Source organism: Mycobacterium sp. OTB74 (genome assembly GCF_029892685.1).
Classification (GTDB): Bacteria; Actinomycetota; Actinomycetes; order Mycobacteriales; family Mycobacteriaceae; genus Mycobacterium.
This window is the reverse complement of the sequence record NZ_JARXVD010000024.1, coordinates 41,735-63,225: the sequence shown is the minus strand read 5'-3', so window position 1 is coordinate 63,225 and position 21,491 is coordinate 41,735. Positions and strand designations below refer to the sequence as shown.

The 21,491-nt window shown below is 65.2% G+C and carries 19 protein-coding genes and 1 pseudogene; 6 read left to right on the top strand and 14 right to left on the bottom strand.

Annotation, left to right across the window (positions count from 1 at the left end):
• Positions 1–17 precede the first annotated feature (17 nt).
• Positions 18–638, bottom strand: a complete 621-nt coding sequence (locus M2432_RS24665; RefSeq protein ID WP_280829472.1) for a hypothetical protein — start codon at positions 636–638, stop codon at positions 18–20.
• 140 nt (positions 639–778) lie between these two features.
• On the bottom strand, positions 779–1,948 hold the full coding sequence (locus M2432_RS24660) for an acyltransferase (protein ID WP_280829471.1): 1,170 nt from the start codon (positions 1,946–1,948) through the stop codon (positions 779–781).
• Between the two features lie 62 nt (positions 1,949–2,010).
• On the opposite strand from M2432_RS24660, the gene M2432_RS24655 reads away from it, so the two are divergent.
• From M2432_RS24655 to M2432_RS24645, 3 genes are read left to right on the top strand one after another with little or no spacing between them, the layout of a single operon-like run.
• Positions 2,011–3,288, top strand: a complete 1,278-nt coding sequence (locus M2432_RS24655) for an alanine racemase (protein WP_280829470.1) — start codon at positions 2,011–2,013, stop codon at positions 3,286–3,288.
• Entirely contained in the window at positions 3,285–4,568 is a 1,284-nt protein-coding gene (locus tag M2432_RS24650) for a D-arabinono-1,4-lactone oxidase (RefSeq protein ID WP_280829469.1), read from the top strand. The genes M2432_RS24655 and M2432_RS24650 overlap by 4 nt, the downstream gene beginning before the upstream one ends.
• 7 nt (positions 4,569–4,575) lie before the next feature.
• Positions 4,576–5,217, top strand: a complete 642-nt coding sequence (locus M2432_RS24645) for a GAP family protein (protein WP_280829468.1) — start codon at positions 4,576–4,578, stop codon at positions 5,215–5,217.
• A 20-nt stretch (positions 5,218–5,237) separates the two neighbouring features.
• Here M2432_RS24645 and M2432_RS24640 read toward each other — a convergent pair whose 3' ends face one another.
• The gene (locus M2432_RS24640; protein WP_280829467.1) at positions 5,238–6,212 is read right to left on the bottom strand and encodes a quinone oxidoreductase; all 975 of its coding nucleotides are present in this window, start codon (positions 6,210–6,212) and stop codon (positions 5,238–5,240) included.
• Between the two features lie 133 nt (positions 6,213–6,345).
• On the opposite strand from M2432_RS24640, the gene aceA reads away from it, so the two are divergent.
• Positions 6,346–8,631: an isocitrate lyase ICL2 gene (gene aceA / locus M2432_RS24635; RefSeq protein WP_280829466.1), complete on the top strand. Its 2,286-nt coding sequence runs from the start codon at positions 6,346–6,348 to the stop codon at positions 8,629–8,631.
• Between the two features lie 21 nt (positions 8,632–8,652).
• Here aceA and M2432_RS24630 read toward each other — a convergent pair whose 3' ends face one another.
• The 3 genes from M2432_RS24630 to M2432_RS24620 all read right to left on the bottom strand — a co-directional run bounded on the left by M2432_RS24630 (position 8,653) and on the right by M2432_RS24620 (position 10,937).
• On the bottom strand, positions 8,653–9,687 hold the full coding sequence (locus M2432_RS24630; protein ID WP_280829465.1) for a 2-dehydropantoate 2-reductase N-terminal domain-containing protein: 1,035 nt from the start codon (positions 9,685–9,687) through the stop codon (positions 8,653–8,655).
• 2 nt (positions 9,688–9,689) lie between these two features.
• Entirely contained in the window at positions 9,690–10,583 is an 894-nt protein-coding gene (locus M2432_RS24625) for a hypothetical protein (RefSeq protein ID WP_280829464.1), read from the bottom strand.
• 69 nt (positions 10,584–10,652) lie between these two features.
• Positions 10,653–10,937 carry a DUF3349 domain-containing protein gene (locus M2432_RS24620; RefSeq protein WP_280829463.1) on the bottom strand — a complete coding sequence of 95 codons (285 nt, stop codon included), beginning with the start codon at positions 10,935–10,937 and terminating at the stop codon, positions 10,653–10,655.
• 291 nt (positions 10,938–11,228) lie between these two features.
• On the opposite strand from M2432_RS24620, the pseudogene M2432_RS24615 reads away from it, so the two are divergent.
• Positions 11,229–11,792 (top strand): annotated as a pseudogene (locus tag M2432_RS24615) (YdcF family protein).
• On the opposite strand, the gene M2432_RS24610 reads toward M2432_RS24615, so the two are convergent.
• The 4 genes from M2432_RS24610 to ripD all read right to left on the bottom strand — a co-directional run bounded on the left by M2432_RS24610 (position 11,793) and on the right by ripD (position 15,367).
• Positions 11,793–13,139 carry a HAMP domain-containing sensor histidine kinase gene (locus M2432_RS24610; RefSeq protein WP_280829462.1) on the bottom strand — a complete coding sequence of 449 codons (1,347 nt, stop codon included), beginning with the start codon at positions 13,137–13,139 and terminating at the stop codon, positions 11,793–11,795.
• A gap of 114 nt (positions 13,140–13,253) precedes the next feature.
• The gene (tpx, locus tag M2432_RS24605) at positions 13,254–13,748 is read right to left on the bottom strand and encodes a thiol peroxidase (protein ID WP_280829461.1); all 495 of its coding nucleotides are present in this window, start codon (positions 13,746–13,748) and stop codon (positions 13,254–13,256) included.
• An 83-nt stretch (positions 13,749–13,831) separates the two neighbouring features.
• Positions 13,832–14,626: a hypothetical protein gene (locus M2432_RS24600; protein ID WP_280829460.1), complete on the bottom strand. Its 795-nt coding sequence runs from the start codon at positions 14,624–14,626 to the stop codon at positions 13,832–13,834.
• A gap of 90 nt (positions 14,627–14,716) precedes the next feature.
• Complete coding sequence (gene ripD, locus M2432_RS24595; RefSeq protein WP_280829459.1) at positions 14,717–15,367, bottom strand: NlpC/P60 family peptidoglycan-binding protein RipD; 651 nt, start codon at positions 15,365–15,367, stop codon at positions 14,717–14,719.
• A 365-nt stretch (positions 15,368–15,732) separates the two neighbouring features.
• Between ripD and M2432_RS24590 the strand changes: the two genes are divergently transcribed.
• Positions 15,733–16,389, top strand: a complete 657-nt coding sequence (locus M2432_RS24590) for an MOSC domain-containing protein (protein WP_280829458.1) — start codon at positions 15,733–15,735, stop codon at positions 16,387–16,389.
• A gap of 45 nt (positions 16,390–16,434) precedes the next feature.
• Here M2432_RS24590 and M2432_RS24585 read toward each other — a convergent pair whose 3' ends face one another.
• From M2432_RS24585 to M2432_RS24570, 4 genes are all read right to left on the bottom strand, one after another.
• Positions 16,435–17,646, bottom strand: coding sequence for an MFS transporter (locus tag M2432_RS24585; RefSeq protein WP_280829457.1), 1,212 nt, complete (start codon positions 17,644–17,646; stop codon positions 16,435–16,437).
• A gap of 92 nt (positions 17,647–17,738) precedes the next feature.
• Positions 17,739–18,611, bottom strand: a complete 873-nt coding sequence (locus tag M2432_RS24580; RefSeq protein ID WP_280829456.1) for a LysR family transcriptional regulator — start codon at positions 18,609–18,611, stop codon at positions 17,739–17,741.
• A gap of 55 nt (positions 18,612–18,666) precedes the next feature.
• Positions 18,667–20,838 carry a catalase/peroxidase HPI gene (gene katG, locus M2432_RS24575; protein ID WP_280829455.1) on the bottom strand — a complete coding sequence of 724 codons (2,172 nt, stop codon included), beginning with the start codon at positions 20,836–20,838 and terminating at the stop codon, positions 18,667–18,669.
• Positions 20,839–20,889: 51 nt separating this feature from the next.
• The gene (locus M2432_RS24570; protein WP_280829454.1) at positions 20,890–21,333 is read right to left on the bottom strand and encodes a Fur family transcriptional regulator; all 444 of its coding nucleotides are present in this window, start codon (positions 21,331–21,333) and stop codon (positions 20,890–20,892) included.
• Positions 21,334–21,491: the final 158 nt, after the last annotated feature.

Sequence of the window (21,491 nt, the reverse complement as noted above, 5' to 3'; positions counted from 1 at the left end):
CAATGGGTGACCACCGGTCAGTGTGTGGGCGCACCAGGCGGCGGACCGGCGACGAATCCAACCGGCGGTGGCGGCCCCCCAGGTGGTGACGCCGGAGCTGAACCCGGTTGCTGGTCAAACCAACCTGGCGGCGGCGGCCCGTTGAGCGGGTAGTACCCGGGCGGCAACGCCGGACCACCTGTTTTGGGTCCCTCAGACACTGGTGTGGACGAGCCTGGGTCAGTCAATGACGTGTAGCCAGGCGGAAGTTTGGGAGCAGGACCCGCGCCCGGCGGGGGCCCACTCACCTCATCCGGGGGCGCTGTCAGCGCCTCTACCGGATTGCCGCTGCGGAAGGTGTGCCAGAGATCGCGAAGGTATCCGAGCTGGCCTGGAGTCTGCCCCTGACCGTAGACGGGGTTCTGGATTTCCGGCACCGGCGGCGGACCGCCAGGCGGAGGTGCAACAGGCCCGGTCGGCCCGTCGGCGGCACTGACCACCGGCTGGCCCGGGGCCGGCGTGCCGGGTGCGGCTGGCGCCGGAGGTGGAGGGGCCGGATCTGCGGCGGCCTGACCCGCCTGGGAAAGTCCGCCGCCGAACATCGCCAGGCCGGCCAGCACGGCGCCGGCCAGCGATGAAACAGGTTGTCGCTCAGTCATTGATCCTGATTGTCCTCTCGAGCGGAACCTTCCGGGGCTGCTCACACGGGTACGGCGGGCCGAACCCGATTCTCGACAGGCTATCGCCTTTGACAACGGGGCGTCATTCCTTCGGCCCTCCGAAGGGTCCGCGGCGCGGGTCAAGCGGCGCGATCCAGCACCGCATCGGCACCTTCAGCGAGATGCGGTCGGCGTCGACGCGATTCCCAGCGGCGCAATGCAACCCGACATGGCTCCTCGAGTAGCGCATAGCTCACCGCTGCGATGGCGATGCCGAAGCCCGTGGTCAACACCGCGATGACCAGCAGATCACCGGGGAACGGCTCGGGGCCCACCAATGCGATCACCATGTCCAGCGCGGCCAAATGCCATAGAAACAGCCCGTAAGACCAGCGGCCCAACGTCACCATCGGCGCACCGGCCAGCACACGGTGCCGATCGCTGCCGCGGCCCAGGACCAACGGTGCCAGCAGCGCGCCGGCCACCACGAAGCCGACCACCATGCGCACCATGTAGTGCTCGACTCCGGCCGGCCGGGAGTCGAACGGAATTGCCAATGGTGAAGCCCCGATGACATACGCAGTGGCTGCGATGACGCCCATCACCAGTGGCCGGCGGGCCAACCGGTGCGGCCAGCTGACCGGCCGGAAAGTCAACTCCGCCAACAGCATTCCGATGGCAAACCATGAGGTGTACGCAGGCAACCAGTTCAGCGGATTGGCACCGTTGTACGCCGGGATCGGCATAAAGGGCCACCCGAGACTCAGCACCGCGGCAGCGGCGATCACGGGTATCCGCGCCCGCACGGGCAGTTTTGCCGCCCCGAGCGCCAGCAACGGCAACACCAGGTAGAAGCTCATCTCGACCGACAGACTCCACATCTGGGTCAGACCGGCGAACAGCGTCTTGGGAACGTAGATCTGCGTCAGCGTCAGGTTCGCGATCCAGACCGTGCCGTCAGCCGTACGCGCCTCCGGCAGCAAGCTCAGCACCACCACGACGGTGAGGAGATAGGCCGGCATGATCCGGACCAACCGCGAGCGCAGATACGGTGCGGTGGCCGGGCCCTCCCGGAGCCCGGCGGCCGCAGCCGCGTGTGCACGCCAGAGCAGAAACCCGGACAGGGCGAAGAACACCGCCACCGACATATCCAGGCGCGCCAGCAATCGGCCAAAGACGCCGTGCAAATGTGCCGTCTGCAAGGCAACGTGTGTCACCACGACACCGATGGCCGCACACGCCCTTAGTCCCTCAACGGCAGGCAGAAACCCACGGGTCCCGCTGAGGGGTTCCGGCAACGTTTCCGACACGTTGATAAGTGTGCCCGACCAGCGGCGCAATGGAAGGCAAGTCCTGGAGCAGGATGGTCCCCATGGCCCAATCGCCATCGCCACTCGACGAGCTGCTGTCAGCAGCGCCCCCGCAGCAGCAGCCTTGGCTCACCGATGCCGACCGATATTGGGCCGAGCTCGACGCGGCTGTCGGCGACCAGGACAGCCCGGTGGCGGCGCTCAGCCTTCCTGCCCTACGGCACAACATCGCCGATGTGAACCGCCGCGCCGGCACAGCCCGGTTGCGCATCGCCACCAAGTCGCTGCGGGTCCGATCGGTTATCGACGCCCTGGTCGGCTCTGACCATGTGACCGGTGTTCTCGCCTATGACCTCGCCGAGGCCATCTGGTTGGCCACCGACGGCCCCGGCCGGCGCGGAATCGATGACGTCCTGCTGGGCTATCCGAGTACCAACCGCGCGGCGATCTCGGCATTGTGCGCCAACACACAAGCGCTAGAACGCGTCACGCTTTTGGTCGATTCGACAGCGCACCTCGATGTGGTCGACTCGGTACTCGCCCCTGGTCAGCGCTCACCCGTCCGCGTCGCGATCGATCTCGACGCTTCGCTACGGCTGCCCGGTATCGGCGACCTCGGGGTGCTGCGCTCTCCGGTGCATACCCAGCACGAGGCGGTCCGTCTGGCTCGCGCAATCGTCCAACGACCGGGCTTCACCCTGGTCGGCCTGATGTCCTATGAGGCGCAGGTCGCGGGGGTCGGCAACGATGTTCCCGGAAAACCTTTGGAAAATCACCTGATTCGGCTGATGCAGCGGATGTCGATGGACGAGTTACGCTCGCGGCGCCGCCAGATCGTCGAAGCGATCGAGAACCTCACAGATCTGCAGATGGTCAACGCCGGCGGAACCGGTTCCATCGAGGTCACCGCGCAGGACCCCGCGGTGACCGACATTGCAGTCGGCAGCGGCTATTTCGGCGGCCATCTGTTCGACAACTACCAGCACTTCACCCCAGCGCCCGCACTCGGCTTCGGCGTGGCAGTGGTGCGCAAACCCCGCACTGACGTGGTCACCTGCCATGGTGGTGGCTGGATCGCCTCCGGACCGCCGGACATCGGCCGACTGCCGCGTCCGGTGTGGCCGGCCGGGCTGCGCTACCAGTCCCGCGAGGCCGCCGGCGAAGTGCAGACCCCGCTGCGTGGCACTGCCGCGACCCGGATGCGAGTCGGAGATCGAGTATGGTTCCGCCACACCAAGTCCGGTGAACTCAGCGAGCACGTCAACAGCATCGCCCTGGTCGACGGTGCGGTGATCGGTGACGTCCTCACCTACCGGGGCGAGGGAAAGGCATTCGTGTGACGTGGCAGAACTGGGGACGCACCGAATCGGCCAACCCCGTCAGACAACTGGCCCCGACCAGCGTTGACCAGATAGCCGAGATCATCACGGCAGCAAGGCGGTCCGGCACGACCGTGAAAGCCGTCGGTGCCGGCCACAGCTTTTCGGGAATCGGTGTGCCCGGCGACACAATGCTGCAGTTGACCAATATGCGCGGTCTGATCGGGGTGGACGGCAACCGCGCTACCTTCCGGGCCGGCACCCATCTGCACGAGATTCCCGCGCTACTGGAACCGTACGGATTGGCGATGACCAATCTCGGCGATATAGACCGCCAAACGCTCGCCGGCGCCACCTCCACCGGCACCCACGGCACCGGATTGGGCTTTGGCGGCCTCAGCACCCAGATCGTCGGGCTCGATCTGGTGACCGGCACCGGTGAACACCGCAGCATCATTGATGACAACGAATTACGTTGTGCTGCACTCGGTTTAGGTGCACTCGGAGTGATCACCGCGATCACCATCGAATGTGTGCCGCAATTCTGCATCGAAGCCATCGAACGTCCGGCAGGCATCGGCGACGTCCTGGCCAACCTTGACCGTTCGATTCACGACACCGACCACTTTGAGTTCTATTGGTTCCCGCACACCGATGCGGCACTGACCAAGTACAACCGCCGTATCGACGGCCACACCGCGGCCTCCGGTCCAGGCCGTACGCGCCGCTACATCGACGACGAGTTGTTGAGCAACAAGCTGTTCGGGGTGCTATGCCGAGTGGGTGTGGCGGCACCGGCTCTGGTCCCGGCGATCAACATGGTGTCCGGGCATGCGTTGTCAGGACGCGTCATCGTCGACTCGTCAGCCGCGGTGTTCACCAGCGATCGCAACGTGCGGTTCCGCGAGATGGAATACGCGGTGCCGCTGGAGCAGCTGGCCGAGGCCTTCGACGGCGTACGACGAGTGGCCAGGGACAAAGGATATCGGGTCAGCTTCCCCATCGAGGTGCGCGTCGCGGCAGCCGATCAGCTGACGCTGTCCACCGCGACAGGACGAGAAACCGGTTACGTGGCTGTGCATCGCTATGCCGGAGACCGCGCCGACGGTTACTTCACTGACATCGAAGCCGTCATGGTCGGCTACGAGGGTCGACCGCACTGGGGCAAGATGCACACCCGCGACGCCGGATACCTGCGCACCGTGTACCCGCGGTTCGATGAATTCGTCGCCTTCCGCGACCACTGTGACCCGGACCGGGTGTTCGCCAACGATTACCTCAACCGGGTTCTGGGACACTAGCGGCACCATGTACGCCGAGCTGATCCCCTATGCCCTGATCGTCGCACTGTCCCCGATGGCGTTTCTGCCGCCTGTTCTGCTGCTGCTCTATTCCGACCGCCCGCGCCTCACCGGGTTGACCTACCTGGCGGGTTGGCTCGCAGGGATCATCTCGCTGATCACCGTGGTGATCGCGGTGGCGCCGGCAAGCCCCGATTCGGCGCCGCGGACCGGGCATCGCATTCAGATCTGGATCGGGATCGGGTTGATCGCGCTGGGCGTCATCACCTGGCTCCGGCGCAGCCATTACGCCGACCCTTCGGGCTGGTTCGCCCGCCTGCAGCATGCGTCACCCCGCAGTACCGCTGTCATCGGCTTCCTGCTGGCCGTCGCAAATCCCAAATTCCTCCTGGCGTGCATCGCCGGCGGGGTCGCCATCGACATCGCGGTCAGCAATCCGGTCGACAAGGCCGCTGCCGTCGGCTATTTCGTCGTGTGGGCCGGAATTACCACGGCCCTACCGGTTCTCGCGCACTTGCTGGCCTCCCGCTATGCCGACAAATGGCTGGATCGGATGCGGCACCGGGTGCAGGAACACACCGCGGGGATCACTGCGATCACGCTGACGGCAGTGGGAATGATGCTGATCCTCGTCGGCACAGCGGGCTGACGACCCGTTGCAATCCGAGGTCAGGGCAGCAGCACCGACGAACCGACGCTGCGCCCGGATTCCAGTTCGCGGTGGGCGTCAACGGCGTCGCGGAGTGCGTACCGCTGGTTGATCTGTACGGCGATCCGGCCTGCCGCGACATGACCGAAGAATTCCCCGGCCAGCTCGGCGCGTTCCTCGGGATCGGCGATGTAATCCGCCAGGGCGGGCCGGGTGACGAAAAGCGAACCCTTGGAAGCCAATTGCATTGCATCGATCGGCGGGACCGGCCCCGACGCGGTGCCGAAGCAGACCAGCAGTCCGCGTCGGGCCAGACAGTCCAGCGACGTGTTATAGGTGGCCGCGCCGATGCTGTCATATACGACCGGCACGCCCTTTCCGCCGGTGCGATTGCGTACCCGCTCGACCAGGTCGTCGCGGCCAAGCACAACCACCTCCGCGCAGCCGTTCGCCCGGGCAACCTCGGCCTTCGTTTCGGAAGACACTGTGCCGATCACCTTGATGCCCAACAACTTTGCCCACTGGCAGAACAGCAGACCAACCCCGCCCGCGGCGGCGTGCAGGACCACGGTGTCGCCAGGTGAGAGCTGATGGATGCGGCGCAGCAGATAGGCGGTCGTCAATCCGCGCATGGTCGACGCTGCGGCCGACTCAAACCCCACCGCGGGGTCCAAGGCGATCAGATGCGACGCCGCCATGACACGTTCGGTGCTGTAGGCGCCTAGTGGGCTGCCGGTATAGGTGACCCGGTCGCCGACGCTGAAGCCCGGCACATCGGGGCCTACGGCTTCGATCACACCAGCCGCCTCGACACCGATGCCCGACGGCAGCGGCGCCGGGTACATACCGGTGCGGAAGTAGATGTCAGCGAAGTTCAGGCCAACCGCATGGTGCCGAATCCGGACCTCGCCGGGACCGGGCTCTCCGACGCGTAGCTCTTCCCAACGCAGAACTTCTGGTCCACCAGTTTCACTGAATCGCACTGCGTTGGCCATCAGCCCAACGTACCTGCCAGCGCCGTGGTCCTGGCCGACCCGATCGTGGACGCCGAAACCGCAGCGAAGCCGCCGCGCGGCGATAAACTCGGGGAGTCCATCGGAGAGCAAGCTCAGCAAGGAGCACCAGTCCATGGCCATCGAAGCCGAATCATCAACGCAAACGCCGTTTGAACACGATGTCCTCGCGGTGCAGCAGTATTTCGACAGCTCCCGCTTCACCGGCATCACCCGCCTCTACACCGCTCGCCAGGTGGTAGAGCAGCGCGGCACCATCACCACCGACTACCCAGTCGCCCGCGAAGCTGCCGCCGCGTTCTATCCACGCCTGCGCGAACTGTTCAGTCAGAAGAAATCCATCACCACCTTCGGTCCCTACTCACCGGGGCAGGCCGTGGTGATGAAACGGATGGGCATCGAGGGCATCTACCTCGGTGGTTGGGCCACCTCGGCCAAAGGATCCATCAGCGAGGACCCCGGTCCCGATCTGGCCAGTTATCCGCTGAGCCAAGTACCCGACGAGGCCGCGGGCCTGGTGCGTGCCCTGCTGACCGCGGACCGTAACCAGCAGTACCTGCGGCTGCAGATGACCCCCGAACAACGTGCCGCGGTCGCCCCGTTCGACTACCGGCCGTTCATCATCGCCGACGCCGACACCGGCCACGGCGGAGATCCCCACGTACGCAACCTGATTCGTCGTTTTGTCGAGGCCGGTGTCGCCGGATACCACATCGAGGATCAGCGCCCCGGCACCAAGAAGTGTGGCCACCAGGGCGGCAAGGTGCTGGTGCCCTCTGACGAACAACTCAAGCGGCTCAACACCGCACGGTTCCAGCTGGACATCATGGGGGTGCCTGGCATCATCGTGGCCCGCACCGACGCCGAGGCGGCCAATCTGATCGACAGCCGCGCCGACGAGCGCGATCAACCGTTCCTGCTGGGCGCCACCAATCTGAAGATCCCGTCGTACAAGTCGTGCTTCCTAGCCATGATGCGGCGCTTCAACAACAAGGGCGTCACCGATCTGCGAGGCCACCTGCTCTACGCGCTACCCGAGGGCGAGTACGCCACCGCAGACGCCTGGCTGGACAGCCACGGCATCGTCGGCCTGATCGACGATGCGGCCGCCGCCTGGCAGCAGGATCCGAGCCAGTCGGTTGACTCGCTGTTCGACAAGGTGGAGTCGAAGTTCGTTGAAGCGTGGCAAGCGGATTCCGGGCTGAACACCTATGGCGAGGCCGTCGCCGAAGTGCTCCAGTTCCGGGCCAAAGAGGGCGAGGCCGCTGCCATGACGCCGGCTGAATGGCGCACGTTCGCCGCCAGTGCGTCACTGTACGCCGCACAGGCAAAAGCCCGCGATCTGGGTGTCGATGTAGCGTGGGACTGCGAGCTTGCCAAGACTCCTGAGGGCTACTACCAGGTGCGCGGCGGCATCCCCTATGCGATCGCCAAATCCCTTGCCGCCGCACCGTTTGCGGACCTGTTGTGGATGGAGACCAAGACCGCGGATCTGGCCGACGCCAAGCAGTTCGCCGACGCCATCCATGCTGTGCACCCGGAGCAGATGCTGGCCTACAACCTGTCGCCGTCATTCAACTGGGACACCACCGGGATGACCGACGACGAAATGCGAGCGTTCCCAGCAGAACTCGGCAAGATGGGGTTCGTCTTCAACTTCATCACCTACGGCGGGCACCAGGTGGACGGGGTCGCCTGCGAGGAGTTCGCAACATCACTACAGCAGGAAGGGATGTTGGCGCTGGCCCGGCTGCAACGCAAGATGCGGCTGGTCGAATCCCCTTACCGCACACCGCAAACGCTGGTCGGCGGGCCGCGCAGCGATGCTGCGCTGGCGGCCTCCTCGGGCCGGACCGCCACCACCAAGGCGATGGGCGCCGGCTCCACGCAGCACCAGCACCTTGTGCAGACCGAGGTGCCCAAGAAGCTGCTCGAAGAGTGGCTGGCCATGTGGGGCGATTACAACCAGATCGGCGAGAAGCTGCACGTGCAGCTGAGACCACGCCGTGCCGGGTCTGACGTACTGGACCTGGGTATCTACGGCGACGGTACAGAGCCGCTGGCGAACGTCGTCGTCGACCCCATCAAGGACCGGCACGGCCGCAACATTCTGACGGTGCGCGACCAGAACACCTTTGCAGAGAAGCTGCGTAAGAAACGCCTGATGGACCTGATCCACGTCTGGCTGATCCACCGGTTCAAGCCGGAGATCGTCTACTACGTGACGCCGACCGAGGACAACATCTATCAGACCGAGAAGATGAAGGCGCACGGCATTTTCAGCGATGTGTACCAGGAGGTCGGTGAGATCATCGTCGCCGATGTCAACCAGCCGCGTATCGACGAGTTGCTTGCCGAAGACCGAAAGGCGTTGTCGCGCTTGATCCGTAAGGAGGACTAGTCCTTCGGCAGGCCGGGCCGCTCAACCACGCCGAGCCGCTTCGATAAGAGCGGTCAATTCGGCGGTGGAACACCACCCCGGCTCGGCCTGCTTTCGGACTGCACGCCGACCGAGCGCGGCAAGAACCGAATTGACCGGTGCCGCCAAGCCGCAGCGGTGAGCTATCCGCACGATCTCACCGTTGAGGTAGTCGGTCTCCGCGTCTCCGGTCTGACGGCGCAGCGACTGCCACGTCGAGTTGGTGGCGCCGGCTGCCAACCCGGGAACCTCGCGTGGATGCGGCCCATCTGCCCGCGCGGCGTCCGATACCTCAAACGGAACCGCATCAATTCCCGCATACCGCAACACTTCTTGACCTTCGTAGCGAGCCGCCGCCCCGACCGATGCACCGGCACGATCGTCGCCGAGCAGAGCGCCAACCACGTTGCCCAGGTTGGTCAACAATTTGTTGTACTTCCACGGCGCCACGTCATTCGGCAGGGCGACCCGGATACCGGCATCAGTCCAACTGCGGGCGATCTGGCTGAGCAGAACGGCGTCGTCGGGCGTGCCAATGGTCGACGGCCAGCGCGCCATATGGAACTGCCCCACCAGCGGCCACGACCGGATGATCACCTCTCCTGGTTCCAGGTGCACTGCCGGCAGCCACACGCACACCCCGTACACCCGACGGAAGTAACGCAGCGCCAGCTCCTCTGCGGTCACCCCGTTCAAGGCTGTCAACACCGGCAAAGTCTCTGCCGCCGTTGATGTTCCGCCTGATGCGCGAGTGACGGGCCGGTCCACCCAATCGCGCAGCGCAGCATCGAGTTGTTGAGTCTTGGTGGCAAATACCAAGACGTCCTGGTCGGTCAGCGTCACCTCGTCCGGCGTGAAGACCGCCTGCACCGGCACCTGGAAGACGCCATCCGGGGTACGGATGGTCAGCCCCTGCCGCATCAAGACCTCACCGTGCAGTCCCCGCGCCACCAGAACCACCGGCACGCCCGCCTGGGCCAGCACCCCGCCGATGGTGCCACCGATCGCCCCGGCACCGACCACCACATAACGACGCACCGTCAACTGCTTTTCACCGGCGAGGGCGCCGAATTCGACTCAGCGGCACCGAAAATGGCGACCGCGACGGCGCCCACCACCGCGGCGGTGAAGGCGAGTACCACGAGCCAACCATATCCGGGTTTTGCCGAATCACCCAGCAGCACAACGCCGACAACGCCGGGCACCACCGTTTCCCCGACCACCAGTGCTGCAGCGACGCCGTTGACCGAACCGACCTGCAGCGCCACGGTGAACAGATAGAAGCCACCACCACCGGCCACACCGATGGCCCACAGCGCCGGGTCTGCCAGCAGTACCGGCGGGTTCAGCGGATCCAGACCATGCACGACCCGCACCGCCACCGCCATCGCCCCGTACAACACGCCGGCGAAGAGTCCAGCAACAACCGCGGCTCGACGGCCGAGTGACCGCGCCAATGCGACGCCGACGACCAGGACGACCGTTGACACCAACAACACGCCCCAGTGGATGCGCATGTGTCGTTCGGGCGTGCCGAGGTGACCGGCGGTGAATCCCAGGACGCACAGCGCCGCCAGGACAGTACAGATCGCCACCCAGTCCCGAGTCCGCAGCCGCATGCCCAGTACCACCGTGCTGAGTACCGCAGTCACCACAAGGTTTGCACTCATGATGGTCTGGGACAGGAACAGTGGTATCAGCCGCGCCGACACCAGGCTTCCAACGAAGCCCAGGCCGTCCAGCGCCATTCCAGCAACGAATGTCGGTGCGAGCATGGCAGTAATGGTCGACCGCAGGGTCGGCCCACCTTCAGCGGTGACGACCGTTCCGCGATTGGCGGCTGACGCCGATCGCCGGGCGCCGTAGGACTGCAGGACCGATGCGGTGCCATAGCTGAAACAGGCGACCAGTGCTGCGACGATGCCGATCAACACTGCGGAGCCTCATAGTTGCCAGGTCCGGACCAAAGGTATTGCGACATCGCCCAATTGTAGGGAAGCCTGCTATCCGCGGAGCCTGACCACCAGTCCGCTCATGCTCAGCCGATCGCAGACCCGGTCGATGTCTTGTTCGGAGGGCAGTCGTCCGGTCACCGCGCTGATCGCGATACCGATCTCCGAGGCCCCGACCAGCTGACGCTGCTGCCGCTGGAATCCACCAACGATCGTGTCGATATCGTCGTCGCAAAGTCGGCGCGGCACCAAACCCAGCAGCGGGATGTAACCGGTGGTCGGGGCTCCGCTCGCGTAACCGGCGCGTACGAACTCGATGAAGCTCGTGATCCGCAAAGCCATCACCTCACAACACTCATGGAAACCACACGGTGGTGGTCCCTGCTGAGATGGAATGTATCGCCACCCAAACCCGCCGTCATCAGGCCGCGTGCAAGTCCTGACGCAACATTTACGCCGCCGAAATCGGGCACACGACAAAGCAATCGGGCCCGCACGGACGTGGCCACAGACCCGGGGCCGTGCGGTGACCCGTGTCGGCGTCGCAAGAATCAGCCGACAGTCGGTATCAGGGCGATCACCTCAGTACCATGGTGCTCAACTGTCACAGGAGCATGGGGGCGGGAGATGCGCGGCAGATGGCGTCCTTTGACGGCATTGGCCGCCGTCGTCGCATTGTGTACCCCCGGTGCCGTGCACGCCGCGCCGGCACCGGCCTCCAAGGACTTCTCGCACCCGGCGATAGTCATCCTGGGTTACGGTCTGCAGCCCAACGGAATGATGCGCCCCATCTTGCGGCGGCGGGTGCTGACGGGACTGGCAGTAGCGCAGATGTTCCCGCAGGCACCGGTCATCGTGACCGGTGGCAACCCGCAGGGTGGCCGTACTGAGGCCGATGCAATGCGAACCATGTTGGTTGTCCTCGGCTAGCCGGCCGACCGCATCATCACAGAACCCCGTGCCGATAGCACGGTGCAGAACGCGCAGTTCTCGGTGCCGCTGGCCAAGCAGGCCGGCGCCTCGGGCATCATCCTGGTCACGTCGTCGACCCACCAGGACCGCGCTGACGGGGATTTCGTCGACGCGGGTGCCAATCTCCTGGCGACGGTGAGCTACCCGGACGGCAACCCGTTCCTGGATATCAACCAGTTCGCGCGGGATGCCATGAGCCCGTTTGTGACCGTGAGCTGATCAGCTGGCCTCGGCCGCCGGCCGAGGCCCGGGCAACCGCAGCAGCAACCGCGCGCCGCCCAACGGACTCTGCTCCAAAGATGCTGTGCCACCATGTAATTCAGCCTGCTGTGCGACCAAGGCCAGCCCCAGCCCGGATCCCGAGTGAGATGCGGTCGAGCCGCGGGAAAACCGCTCGAACACAACGTCGCGTTCATGTTCGGGTACGCCCGAACCGTTGTCGTCGATTGCGATCTGGACGCCATCGTGCGAACTGACCGCCGACAGCTGAACCCGGGTCGCTCCCCCGTGCTTGACGGCATTGGCGATGGCGTTGTCGACCACCAGCCGCAACCCGACAGGCAATCCCAGCATCAGCACCGTGGCCGACGGCACCAATGAGACATTCAGATCCGGATACACGCGGATGGCATCGTGGGCGGCGCGATCCAACAGTTCGGTGATGTCCACCGGAACCAGGTCGTCGGCCGTGGTGAGCTCCCCCTGCGCCAACCGCTCCAGGGCAGCCAGGGTCGCCTCGATCCGAGTCTGGGTACGCATGACGTCGCTTATCACTTCTTTGCGCTGATCGGCGCCGAGGTCAAGGGTCGAGAGCACTTCCAGGTTGGTGCGCATCGCAGTCAATGGAGTACGCAATTCGTGCGAGGCCACCGAGGCGAAATCGCGGGCCGACTCCAATGCTGCCTTGGTGCGCTTCTGCTCCTCGCCGATGCGGGCCAGCATGCCCTCGACGGCCTCGGCGATCTCGACCGCCTCCCACACCCCGCGCACCTTGACCTCTTCAGGGTTGGACTGGGCGTTGATCTGGCGGGCCTGCTGAGCCAGCAGCCGGAACGGATTGATCATGATCAGCCACATGATGCCGCCGACCAGAAATGTCCCCAGGATGACGCCGCCGCAGATCACCAGAATGCGAGTGTGCAGCGCATTGATCTGATTCTTCGCCTCAGACAACGGTGCACCCAGCGCGATGGACGCGGCGCCGGTACTGACGGTGCGAACCCGGTACTCCACACCGTTGATGGTCGTGGTGGTGTAGCCGTTCTCGAACTGCGGCAAGACGATGTCCGAAGGCACCGACACCGTCGCATCGCCGATGCGCACCGTCCGCACCAGGCTCCCTTCGGGCGTCGGCGTGCCGGTGGAATTCTGCCGCGCGTAATTCAGCAGCGTGTTCACATCACGCAGACTGCTCAGCGAGTCCAGCCGACGATCCAACTGGCTGTACTGGTCATTTGTGACACCGATCCACACCCAGGTGCCGATGACAAGGACGACAGCCACCACCGACAACGCGGCGACGATGACGATGGTTCGCAACGAGAGAACCGGCCGGGAGCGCAACACCTAGCCATCATGCCCGATCAGATACCACAAACGGGGCACGTGCCCACGCACGCGCCCCGTCTGATCAAAAGCGAGTTGTCGTCTCGACTACTTGGCTGCCGCCAGGGCTGTGTCTTACTGCGCTGCTTCCAGCGCGGCGTCGTAATTGGGCTCCTGACCGATCTCGGGAACCAGCTCGGTGTAGACGACGTTGCCGTCGGCACCGATCACCACGACGCCGCGGGCCAGTAGGCCGGCCATCGGACCGTCGGCCAGCGCAATGCCGTAGTCCTCACCGAAGCTGTCACGGAACGACGAGGCGGTGGTGACGTTCTCGATGCCCTCGGAACCACAGAACCGCTTCTGTGCGAACGGCAGGTCGTTGGACACGCACAGGACCGCGGCACCCGAAGCGGCGGCACGCTCGTTGAAGGTCCGCACGCTGACGGCGCACACCGGGGTGTCGACCGACGGAAAAATGTTGAGCACCACGGCTTTACCGCTGAACTGATCGTTGGTCACCGGCCCCAGGTCGGTGCCGACCAGGCTGAACGCCGGAGCCGGAGAGCCAACCGCGGGCAGATCGCCGACGGTGTTGATGGGGTTACCACGCAGTGTTATCTGAGCCATGTTCGACAGTGTGTCAAGACGGCGCCGACACCGTACAGGTGGGTCATGATTCACCGCTCAGCGGTGGTGTCTGCATTCGCTGCTCAGCGTCGCTTGTCGCGCACCTTGTAGGTGGACGGCCAAGACTGCCGGGTGTCGTCGCCGACCAGTGGAGTGCCCTTGCCGCCGATCCGGACGTTGTAGGCCTCCTTGCCAGGACCGACCTCACGATTGGCGTGTTCCTGGGCCAGATAGATCAGCTGGTCGATCTCGGCTTCGGCGAACGCGACGAATGTGGTCTTGCGCGCGACGTCGTCAATTCCGACCGTCATCCGGTCCGGCAGCACCTTGGACACCAACGCCGCCATCGCCAGCAGCACGGTTGGCACCACCCAGTAGCAGATGTAGGACAGCGGCGACTTCGCGTCGAACAGGGTGCTGTCGGGGTCGATGACCGACGGGATGGCCGCCGACACCGTCATCGCAGCAAGTGCTCCCACCCAGATCCAGGACAGCAGCCCCACGATCCGGCCGAACAGTTCGGTTTTGACGACATCGGCGGGCAGGCCGGCGGCGACGTACGGGCGCACGAACGGCTGTCCGATCAGCACGCTGACCAGCGCCGTCGCAAGTAACCCACCGTCGGTAAGCGGCAACAGCCACCGCTGCACGACATCAGGATCGATCGCGAAAGTCAGCACTGCCACCACGAAGAATGTTGCGACCGCGCCAATTTCAATGACTTCGGTCGACTCAGCCTTGGACCCCGGCGCTGCCCGTCCCAGAGCGAAAGCCGCGAGCGCCACGACCAGCCCCACGACGGCCGAGACGCTGCACGGAACATTGCCGACCAGCATCCAGTAGACGATCCACGGAACGAAACCGATGAGCATTCCCACGAGCGAACAGTCTAATTTACGATTCAGGCGTGTTTCGTAACGGTCAGCATTACGAAACACGCCCAAATCGCACGGGTCCCCGCCGGCGGGTTACTGCCAGTCGATGATGCGGCTCAAGTAGGGGTCCATGCCGCTGGTCCGCACCGGGGACACCGTGACCGACGGCTCGGTGCCCTCGATCATCTGCCCGTTGCCCACGAACAGCGCCACACTCTGCGAGCCTGCCGGGCCATAGAAGATCAGATCGCCCGGAAGCGCTTGCGCCGCAGTCACCTTACGACCGACCTTGTACTGCTCACCCGACGAACGCGGCAGCTTGATGCCGACGCCGGCGAAGGCGTACTGGACCAGACCGGAGGCGTCGAAGCCGGGAGTCGTCGGAGCCGGCGCCGGCAACGCTGCCGGCGCCGGGGTCGGGGCGAACAGTCCGGCCAGCCCAGGGATGATGTTCGGAGCCTGAGGAGCAGCGGCCTGGGGCGCCGCCATCGACTGCAGGCCCGCCTGCGGGACGGCCGCCGGGGTGACGTTGGCCGGAGGCAGGCTCGGACCGTTGGCGGTGCCGCCGCCGTAGACGAACGGCACGCCGCGCTGGGAAAGCGCGCGCTGGATCACGAAGTCGATGGCCTGCCGGTGCGTACCGCCGGTCCAGGTGTTGGCGTCTGCCGCCGCAATGCCCGGCATCGTCAAACTAGGTGCCACCAGCAAGCCCACGCTCATCACCAACAGAAATATGCGTCGCATCTCGACCGCCTCTCCTCGTTCCGGCGGCGCAAAGATGTCATCGCCGGTTTCACAACCAACCAGGTGAAACATGGGTGCGGTGCTCGGACGCACGCACGTCGCGTCACATCCGGAGGGCTACGAACCCGGGGGTCCATCCATTCACATATTTCACTACAGTCACTTCTACCCCAATCGGCGCCGCTATCCCACACCACGGCGGGTCCACGCGAGATTATTGTCGAAAATGTGATCGAATGGTTATCGGCTGCAATCGATTTCGGGTTTTCGTCACACTGGCCAGCCCCTGCCGAGCGCAAACGCTACCGGCTGCGCACAGTGCCGCGCATCAAGAAAAGCATCGATAACCGAACTACGCTTGCTCCATGGCATCGGTCTTGACGGTGAATCTGGCGCACCCGCGGCCGAATCCCGACAAAGTGCATCTGATCACCGGTATCGACAAGCAACCGACGGCCGACGCTATTGCGGTGCGCGCCCCCGGCCCCATGCACACCGGACTCGGCAGCGGTCTGGTCGGCGACACCATCGGAGACCATCAAGTGCACGGCGGCGATGACCAGGCGGTGTACGCGTACGCCCGGGAAGACCTCGACGAGTGGCAAATTCACCTCGATCGGGCCCTGACCAACGGCTCGTTCGGCGAGAACATCACCACCACCGGCCTTGAGGTGACCAACGCCCTGATCGGCGAGCGCTGGCAGATCGGCGACGGCGGGCCATTGCTGGAGGTCTCCGAGCCACGGATCCCCTGCCGGACCTTCGCCGCCTGGCTTGAGATCGGCGGGTGGGTCAAGACTTTCACCGCGAGGGCAGTGCCGGGGGCCTACCTTCGGGTGATCGCGCCCGGCGTGCTGCGCGCCGGTGCCAGCATCACCGTGGTCGAACGCCCGGAGCACGATGTCACCGTCGCCCGGGTGTTTCGCGCGCTCACCCTCGAACCGGACTTGCTGCCGAGTCTGCTTGCGGCCGAATCGTTGTCGGACAAGATCAAGGAGCGCGTCGAGCGCAGGACCGGCTGAGGTTCGCGGCGCCGGCGTGGCTTACGACGTCGATGGCAGCTCCGCTCAATCCCTTAGGATCGCAGCGGCGGCCAGACCGGCGACGACCTCCAGGACCAGAATCGTGCCCGCGACGGCTTTCCAGCCTGCCGCGTCCAACGCGATCCCACCAAACCAGCCGATGACACTGGAGCCGGCGTAGTACGCCAAGTTGTACAGCGACGAGGCCTGCGCCTTGCCCACCAAGGCCACCTGACCGATCCACCCTGAGGCAATGGCATGGGCACCGAAGAACCCGGCCGTCGCCACCAGCAGCCCGACGAGCACCACAACCACGTTGTAGCTCAAGGTAATTGCCACTCCGATGACCATCACCGCAATCGAACCCAACAGCACCGGGCGACGCCCGTACTGGCTGGCCGCGGCCCCGGCCCGCGCCGAGGCCCAGGTGCCGGCCAGGTACGCCACGAACACCAAGCTGACGACCGCCTGCGACAGATTGAATGGCGCCGCGCTCAACCGGAAACCCAGGAAGTTGTACATCGCCACGAAGCCGCCCATGAGTAGGAACCCCTGCAGATACAGCGCCAGTTGCCGGCCGGAGCGTAGGTTCGCCAGCAGCCGCTGCACAAGCGACCCTTCGTCGCCGCCACGCGCCGGCACAAATCCACGCGGCACCGGTGCCAACCTCACGAAGCCGACAGCCGCTGCGCTGCAAAGCAATCCGACGCTGAACATGCCCCACCGCCAGCCGAGCACCTCCCCTACCGGCGCCGATACCAACCGCCCGGCCAACCCGCCGATGGTGGTGCCCGCAACGTAGGTACCAGCGGCCCGCGCCGCATGTCCGGATTCGATTTCCTCGGTCAGATACGCCACGGCGATAGCCGGCACCCCACCCAGTGCCAATCCCTCGACAAACCGCCCACCCAGCAATAGCTGAAACGTCGGGACAAATGGCACCAGCAGACCCAAAACCGTTGCCACGCCGACTGATATCGACATCGCACGCACCCGCCCGATGTGGTCGGCCAGCGCCGACCACCCGATGACACCGATCGCCAACCCGATGGTCGACGCCGACACCATCAGAGCCGACGCGGCAGCGCCCGTGTGCAAGCTGCGCGCGATCAACGGCAGTACCGCCTGCGGCGAGTACAGCTGCGCAAAGGTCGCCACCCCAGCGCAGAACAGCGCAGCGAGCAGCGACCGGTACTCTGACGAGCCACGTTGACGGCCCGTCCACAGATGGGCTTCAGTTCGAGCGTGGACAGTCACCCACGAAACGTTAGAAACCATCGATGCAATGTGTCCAATACATGAAATTCGGCTGATTCATGCATATAGGGCATGAATCAGCCTCGCTCGGCCTATTCGGCCGTCACGAACTGTGCGAACCGCTCTGCGGCCGGGACCAGCGCACGGCCGTCGACCCAGGCCATCCCGACCTCGCGCTTGACCTTGGAGTTGGCCAACGGAAGGTAACGCATCGAAGGGTCGCCGCGACCAGGCCGCGGCAGCGGCATCACCGCCACCCCGAATCCGGCCGCGACCAGCCCCTCCATCGCTGGAATCTCCATGGCTTCGAACGCGATCTCGGGTGCGATACCGCTTTCCGCCCAGACCTGGTCGGTCAACTGACGCAGGCCGAAATCCGGCAACAGGGTGATAAACGGCTCGTCGGCGGCCTCATTCAGCCGGACTCGCGCGCGCTCGGCCAGCCGGTGTTCGGCCGGAACCGCCAGGCACAGTCGCTCGACATAGAGCACCCGCCACGAACAGGGAATCCGCGTCGGGCGTGGTGAGGTGATCGCCAGGTCCGCCTGCCCGGAGTACAACCGCTCGGCGATGTCGTGCGCGGCGCCCTGAAACAGCTCGAACCGCACGGCCGGGGCATCAGAGCGGAACCGCCGCAACGCATCCGGCACGAACCAATTGGCCATCGAGTGCAGGAATGCCAACCGCACCAATCCGCGGTCCGGGTCCAGCAGGGCGTCGATCCGGCTCTGTGCGACATCGAACTCGGCCATCGCCCGTCGGGCATGCTCCAACAGCACCTGGCCGCAGGCGTTCAGCCGCAGCCGGCGCCCGACGCGATCGAAAAGTGTTGTGCCGACGTGCTTTTCCAGCCGCAACAGAGCCCGCGACAGGGTCGGCTGGGTGATGCCCAATTCAGCGGCCGCCTCGGTGACGTGCTCGGTTTCGGCCAGCACAACGAACCATTGCAGTTCGTCCAGATGCACCAAAGCACAGTACCCCGTGAGCCGAATGGCTCACGGGGTACTGAGTCGGGTTTAACTAGACGTCGAACCGGTCGTTGTCCATCACCTTGACCCACGCCGCGACGAAGTCCTTGACGAACTTCTCCTTGGCGTCGTCCTCGGCGTACACCTCAGCCAGCGCCCGCAGCTGCGAGTTCGACCCGAACAGCAGGTCGACGCGGCTGGCGGTCCACTTCTGCGCACCACTGGCACGATCGGTGCCGACGTAGGTGCCGTCATCGGCCGACGACGGTGCCCACTTGGTGCCCATGTCGGTGAGGTTGACGAAGAAGTCGTTGGTCAGCTGACCCTTCTTGTCCGTCAGAACCCCGAGGTCCGAGCCGCCGTGGTTGGCGCCGATCACGCGCAGACCACCGATCAGCACCGCCAGCTCCGGAGCCGACAGGCCCAGCAAGTTGGCCCGGTCGATCAGCCGGTACTCGGACGGCAGGGTGTCACCCTTGCCGACGAAGTTGCGGAAACCGTCGCCCTTGGGTTCCAGGTACGCGAACGACTCGACGTCGGTCTGGTCCTGGGTGGCGTCGCCACGACCCGAGGTGAACGGCACGGTGACGTCGAAGCCGGCGGCCTTGGCCGCCTTCTCGACACCGACCACGCCGCCGAGGACGACCAGGTCGGCGAACGACACACCGGTGTTGGACGCAGCTTGGATCTCCTCGAGCTTGCGGATCACCTGGGCCAGCTCGTCGGTCTCGTTGACCTCCCAGCCCAGCTGCGGCTGCAGCCGGATCCGGCCGCCGTTGGCGCCGCCGCGCATATCGCTCGAGCGGTACGAGGCCGCCGCCTTCCACGCGGTGTCGACCAGCTGCTGAACGGTCAGACCCGACCCGGCGATGGCCGCCTTGAGGGTAGCGACGTCTGCATCGCTCAGCGTCTTACCGGCCGGAACGACGTCCTGCCACAGCCAGGTCTGCTTGGGCACCAGCGGGCCGAGGTAACGCACCACCGGACCCATATCGCGGTGCAGCAGCTTGAACCAGGCCTTGGCGTACTCCTCGGCCAGCTCTTCGGGGTGATCCAGCCAGCGGCGGGTGATCTCGCCGTAGATCGGGTCGAACCGCATGGACAGGTCGGTGGTCAGCATCGACGGATGGGTCTTGCCGGTGCCCTGTGCCATCGGCACCGAGTTGGCCCAGCCGCCGTCCTTGGGCTTCCACTGGTTGGCGCCCGCGGGGCTCTTGGTCAGCTCCCACTCGTTGCCGTAGAGGATCTCCAGGAACGAGTTGTCCCACTTGGTGGGCGTGTGGGTCCAGGTCACCTCGATGCCGCTGCTGACGGTCTCATTGCCGAGGCCGGGATTGGCCCAGCCCAGACCCATCTGCTCGAGCGGCCCGGCCTCGGGCTCCGGCCCGTTCTCGATGTCGGTGGCGCCGTGGGTCTTGCCGAAGGTGTGGCCACCGACGATCAGTGCGGCCGTCTCGACGTCGTTCATCGCCATCCGGCCGAAGGTCTCGCGGATATCGATGGCAGCTGCCAGATAATCCGGGTTGCCCTCGGGGCCCTCGGGATTGACGTAGATCAGACCCATGTGGCTGGCGGCCAGCGGGTTCTCCAGCTTGGTCCGGTCAGTGCCCGAGCCGGCGTACCGGTCCTGCGAGCCCAGCCACTCGTGCTCGGCGCCCCAGTAGATGTCCTCCTCGGGCTCCCAGAAGTCCGGGCGACCGAAGGCGAAGCCGGCGGTCGCGAAGCCCATGTGCTCCATGGCCCGGTTGCCGGCGTAGACGATCAGGTCGGACCACGAGATCTTCTTGCCGTACTTCTTCTTCAGCGGCCACAGCAGGCGGCGGGCCTTGTCCAGGCTGACGTTGTCGGGCCAGCTGTTCAGTGGGGCGAAGCGCTGCATACCGCGCCCGCCGCCACCGCGGCCGTCCTCGACCCGGTAGGTGCCGGCGGCGTGCCACGACATCCGGATGAACAGCGGACCGTAGTGACCGAAGTCCGCCGGCCACCAGTCCTGCGAGTCGGTCAGCAGGGCATCGAAATCGCGTTCGAAGGCCTCGAAGTCGAGGGTCTTGACGGCCTCGCGGTAGTCGTAGCCCTCGTCCGTCGGGTCGATGGCGGGGGGATTCTTCTGAAGGATCTTCAGGTTGACCGCGTTGGGCCACCAGTCACGGTTGCTACCGCCCTCGACGGGCGGCTTGATCACACCGGCTACTGGGCAACCGCCGGTGTTGGTTTCCTCAGGCACTGCATTTCCTTCCGGGAGTGGTGAATTGGGCTGTGATCACGGATGTGATCCCTACGTTTTCGAAGTTGTTGCAGCCACGCAGTCGGGGCACAAACCCCAGTAGATGACTTCGGCCTCGTCGAGCACGAAACCGTCAAGAGCACCGTTGGTGTCTGCCGGGGTCAGGCACGGGGCCTCGCCCACCGCGCAGTCGATATCGGCGATGACCCCGCACGATCGGCACACCACATGGTGATGGTTGTCGCCGACCCGGGACTCGTATCTGGCGACCGAGCCGGAAGGCTGGATCCGCCGCACCAGACCCGCGGTAGTGAGCGCGGCAAGCACGTCGTAGACAGCCTGTCTGGAGACATCGGGCAGAACGCCGCGCACCGCGTCGAAGATGGTCTCGGTGTCAGCATGCGGATGCCCGCAAACCACCTCCAGCACCGCCAGGCGGGGGCGTGTCACACGAAGATCTGCGGTCCGCAGCTGCTCCGTGTAGTCCAATGTCACGTCTTCACTTCTACGCGCTTTTTTGGAATCAGTCAAGAGTTGGCATGGCGGTGTGTTGGCGAACAATCTTCGAACCACGACACCCCGCCAGTCCGCGGAATATCAGCCGAGCGCAGCCAAAGAAGTTGCAGCACAGTAAATTTCGATTACCTTACGAA